This is a genomic window from Streptosporangium minutum (genome assembly GCF_002149035.1).
In the GTDB taxonomy this organism is placed as follows: domain Bacteria; phylum Actinomycetota; class Actinomycetes; order Streptosporangiales; family Streptosporangiaceae; genus Streptosporangium; species Streptosporangium minutum.
Genome location: NZ_NGFP01000408.1, coordinates 1 through 4,629, shown reverse-complemented (window position 1 = coordinate 4,629; position 4,629 = coordinate 1). Strand labels below are relative to the sequence as shown.

The 4,629-nt window shown below is 74.8% G+C and carries 3 protein-coding genes and 1 pseudogene; 1 reads left to right on the top strand and 3 read right to left on the bottom strand.

All coding sequences use genetic code 11. From position 1 onward, the window contains the following. Window positions 1-669: NYN domain-containing protein (locus CA984_RS42705; protein WP_133061961.1), on the bottom strand; the 669-nt coding region annotated here is incomplete at its 3' end. 452 nt (window positions 670-1,121) lie between these two features. Continuing rightward, window positions 1,122-3,542: a zf-HC2 domain-containing protein gene (locus tag CA984_RS42700; RefSeq protein ID WP_133061960.1), complete on the bottom strand. Its 2,421-nt coding sequence runs from the start codon at window positions 3,540-3,542 to the stop codon at window positions 1,122-1,124. Between the two features lie 185 nt (window positions 3,543-3,727). Between CA984_RS42700 and pyrE the strand changes: the two genes are divergently transcribed. Next, a complete protein-coding gene (gene pyrE / locus CA984_RS42695; protein WP_031163779.1) occupies window positions 3,728-4,264 on the top strand; it encodes an orotate phosphoribosyltransferase in 537 nt (178 codons plus the stop codon). A gap of 62 nt (window positions 4,265-4,326) precedes the next feature. Here the strand turns inward: pyrE and CA984_RS46835 are convergent. Then, window positions 4,327-4,629 (bottom strand): annotated as a pseudogene (locus CA984_RS46835) (hypothetical protein); the annotation flags it as partial.

The following is a 4,629-nucleotide window of genomic DNA, read 5'->3' as shown; positions in this document are numbered from 1 at the left end:
GGACCTCGGTATCCGCGTCACCGTGGTGCACATCACCGCCGACGGGGGCTGGGCGGTGTCCCGCTCGCTCGCGGTGGCCTGACCGTTGCCGCCCGGCTGGTGGCCGTTGCTCAGGGCGGGCGTCTCCATGGCGCCGGCGGTCAGGCTGACGTAGGGGCGCAGGTGGCTGCTGCCGATCTCGATCAGGTCGTCGCACTCCTGGCGGAGCGAGCGGGACACCGCCCAGCCCCCGTCGGCGGTGATGTGCACCACGGTGACGCGGATACCGAGGTCCTGGGCGTCGCAGACGACCTGTGCCAGGTCCTCGTCGCCGCTGACGACCACCGCGTCGCAGACCGCGCTGTTGCGGGCCAGCGTCATCAGGTCACGGTGGACCTGGGCGTCCACGCCTTCGCGGCGGCCGGGGCGGATGCGCGACAGCCGGAGCTTGAGGCCCGGGAGGTCGGCCAGCGCGTCGTGCTCGGCGGTCCGGCGGCCTTCGACGCTCGCCTCGTACCAGTAGCAGCGCAGCAGCGGCAGCCCGGTCCGTTCCTTGGACAGGTTGCCGAGCAACTTGAGCAGTCCCGGGTAGTCCCAGGAGACTGCCTCGCGATGGCGGGTCCCATGTACGGCCATCGCGCCGTCGGCCAGCAGGTAGCCAGCGTCCACGAACAGCGCGCAGCGATCCACGCGACACCGCCCTTCCTACGTGGCCCGCCCCTTCGGCTCAGACAAGCCTGAAAGACCTCCGAGAGACCCGACAGACGGCCCTTCCTCAGGGTAATCAAGCAACTGATCGTCCGAGGGTTAATCCCGACGATTCGACCCGCGCCTGACCATACGCCGGAGTGTTCACGCAGACCGTACCAGTTCGTCCCGTTCTTGAAGCCGCGCCCGTTGACCCTCCTGCTCCCAAACCTTTATTGGCCCGTTCCACACCCCTCCGGGTCCGGCCCGTCCCTCACCGCACGGGATCTCACGGGCACCTCACCAGCGCGCCCCAACCTTCACGGAGCCTCACGGACGTGCCCGAACCCTCACGGATCTCACCAGCATGCCCGCCTCACGAAGCCTCACGGAGCCTCACGGACGTGCCCGAACCCTCACGGATCTCACCAGCGTGCCCGCCCCCTCACGGAATCTCATGAACGTGCCCGCACCCTCACCACCGCCGCGCCGAAGAGCAGGACGTCCCGGCCGGTGCTCACCTTGAGGACCGGGTCCCGGCCGAGCGTCGCCCGGAAACCGTCCACGTCCGTGCCGAAGGTCATGCCCGTGCCCTCCGCCCCCGTGGCGGACCCGTCGAACGCGTTGCCGGCGTCCCGGTCCCCGGCCTCCGGCCGGAGCGGGCGCCCGCCCAGCGTCACCCGGTCGCCCGTCACGCCGGCGTCGCCCTCCCAGGTCACCAGGTCCACCCGGACGGGCGCGGCCGTGGGCGTCAGCCCGTCGAGGGGGATCCGGGCCGGGCCGTGCTCCCGGTCCACCACCGTGGCGGCGTCGACGACGACCGCCTGGCTGTACGGCTGGCGGGAGTCGGCCGCGATGACCACCAGGCTCCATCCGGCGTGCCGCGAGACGCCGGGTCTGAGCGAGGCGTCGGCCGCCCAGTACGTTCCGCGGAGCCTGCCCATCAGCCGGGTCACGTCGGCGAACGCCTGGTACCCCACGCCGACGGGCAGTTCCCTCTCCGTCACCCGCTCGGCCCTCACCCGCGTGTATCCGCCGTCTCCGGGCGCCCTGAACTTGATCCGCCCGTCGGCGGGCGCGCCAGCCGACCAGTAGAGCCCGGCCCAGACCACCCTGCTCGTTCTCGGCAGGGCCAGGCGGGCCGCGCTCGAACTTCTCGTCGACGGGTCCCGGTCCTGGTCCAGGGGGCCCATCTCCCACAGGTCGTTGTCGCGGCGGTCGCCCCCGCGGGACCGGGCGGCCCGGCACGCGGGGGCGACGGAGGCGCAGACCATCAGGGTGTTCCCGATCGCGGAGGTGACCACCCGGCCGTCGGTGGCGAACCGGGCCGGAGCTCCGGCGGCCCGCACCCCGGTCCGCGCCCTGGCCGTCACCCCCATCCCGGCCGTGGAGATCCGCACCGAGGGCGCCGAGCCTTCGGCCGCCGCCGGCGAGACCACGACCCGGAGGAAGATCGCCGTGGCCCGCCCGGCCGCCAGCGGTCGCCGGGAGCACCGCGCGCCTCCGGCGCCCGCCCGGCAGGCCCAGCCGTCGACCGTGCCGACCGGCCTGATCGCGGCGACCGCCCGCCCCCGGCGCGCCGCCGCGAGCACCGTCATCCCGTCCGGCAGGCCGACCTCGGCGACGAGTTCCCCGCTCTCGTCCGCACCGACGTTGCGCAGCCGTACCGCCACGATGCCCGCCTCGGAGCGGACCAGCGCGCCGAGCGCGTCGATCCTGACGGTCAGGCGCGGCGCGGGGGCCGGTCCCCGCGCGGCGGGCGGCGCGACGGCTCCGGGGCCGGCCGGTCCCCGCGGTCTCTCCGCCGTCCCCGGCGCGGGCGAGGGGGCCGGAAGGAGCGGCTGGGACGGCGGACCCTGCGGCACAGGCGCGGGCGTGGACGCGGGCACAGGCGCGGGGGCGGCTGCGCCCGGCTCCGGGACCGGCGTGGCGGGCGGGGCCTGGGGCTCCGGGGCCGACACCGGCATGAGGACCGTCGCGAGGGCCGCCACGAGGCTGACCGCGCCGACCGCCGCCCCGGCCGCGACGGCCCTCCGCCGCGACGCGGGTGTCCGCCGCCACCGGCCGAACGGCCCGGCCGCGCCGGTGACGCCCGCCCCGTCCAGCTCCGCGAGGTATCCGGGGAGTGCGGGGCCGGCGATGAGCGGGCCGACGATGACGCGCATGCTCTGGTTGACGTCGGCGAGCTCCAGGAACGCGTCGTGGCATCCGGCGCAGCCGTCCATGTGCTCGTCCAGGGGCCGGCTCTCCCGCCTGGCCAGGCCGCCCCGTACGTAGGCGCCCAGCATGCCCAGCACCGGACAGCATCCCTGCCCGGGAGTCCCGGCGAGGTGCGCCCGCAGGCAGGCCTGGCGCCATCCCTCCCTGGCCACGCGGGTCAGCGCGGTCACCCCGCCGGCCGTCATGCCCAGCAGGGGGGCGATCTCGGCGGGCCCGGCCCGCTCGACCCCCGCGTGCCACAGGACGAGCTGCCACCGCTCCGGCAGCGACAGGAAGGCCCTGGCGGCCGGTGAGCGCTCCAGGCCGCTCAGCGCGGGGTCCACGAAGGGCGACCAGGGGCCGGGCGCCTCCGTCTCCCCGGCGGCCACCCGCCCGCTCCGGCCCTGTGACCGGTCGTGGACCGTACGGCGGAGCGCGGTGAGCAGGCAGGGACGGAAGGCCTCCCTCGGGCCGCCTCCCCGCCTGAGGAGGTGGAGGATTCCGGCGAACGTCTCCGCCACGGCCTCCTCCGCCTCGGCGGGGCCGTCGACGAGCCGGTGGGCGAGGATCCGGGCCGCCGGGGCGTGCCGTTCGCAGAGCACGCCGTAGGCCACCGTGTTCCCGTGCCGCGTCTCCGTCAGCAGTTCAGCATCACCTTGAACTGTTTTCGCACTCATTGTTACCTCGCGATCACCCGGAGTTGCCTGCCGGATAATTCCGCACTTCACGGCATGACTAAACCGGGGCCGCGTCTTTGCGTCCGGCGGGCCGGGGCAGGAGGAGACCCATGGCGGCGGGAGCGCGGCCCACCCCTGCCGGGGCACGATCCGGGCGCTCCCCGCACCGCCCTAATCTTGTCTCCATGAGCGATCGTGAGAGTCTCCTGGCCGAGATCAAGGACAAGGGCGTCGTGCACGGCAAGGTGGTGCTGTCCTCCGGCAAGGAGGCGGACTTCTACGTGGACCTGCGCCGGGTGACCCTCGACGGGCAGGCGGCGCCCCTGGTGGGCCGGGTCATGCTCGACCTCACCGAGGACCTCGACTACGACGCGGTCGGCGGGCTCACCCTGGGCGCCGACCCGGTGGCGACCGCCATGCTGCACGCCGCGGCGGCGCGGGGCCGGGCGCTCGACGCGTTCGTGGTCCGCAAGGCGCAGAAGGCGCACGGGATGCAGCGCAGGATCGAGGGGCCGGACGTGGCGGGGCGGCGGGTGCTGGCGGTGGAGGACACCTCCACGACCGGCGGGTCCCCGCTGACGGCCGTGGAGGCGCTGCGCGAGGCGGGCGCCGAGGTCGTGGCCGTGGCCACGATCGTGGACCGGGGCGCCGCCTCCGCGATCGCCGAGGCGGGCCTGCCGTACCGGACCGCCTACAGCCTCCAGGACCTCGGCCTGGCCTGACACGGCGGTCCCGGAGCGGCCGGGCACGGGAGACGGCGAGTTCCCGGCGCTCCCCGGAGAGGTCAGTCGCGGGAGACGGTGAACTCCTGGCGCTCCCCGGCCTTGCCCGGGGGGCGGACCTCTCCGTTCACCTCGACGCGGACGGCGGCGGAGTCGGCCAGCACCACGTCGACCTTGGCGTCGAAGGACTGGGCCTGCTCGTCCCCGGCCATCTCCCGGTCGAGCAGCACGTCGCCCCCGGCGACCTTGAGGAAGACCTTGGGGCAGTGCTCCTGCAGGCACTGGACCCGGACCGTGGGGATCCGCTCGGGGGTGGCGGAGGGGACCCGGACCGTGGGGATCCGCTCGGGGGTGGCGGAGGGGAC

Coding starts and splice junctions, on each gene's coding strand:
- pyrE (WP_031163779.1), top strand. CDS start 3,728: ATGAGCGATCGTGAGAGTCTCCTGGCCGAGATCAAGGACAAGGGCGTC.
- CA984_RS42700 (WP_133061960.1), bottom strand. CDS start 3,542: ATGAGTGCGAAAACAGTTCAAGGTGATGCTGAACTGCTGACGGAGACG.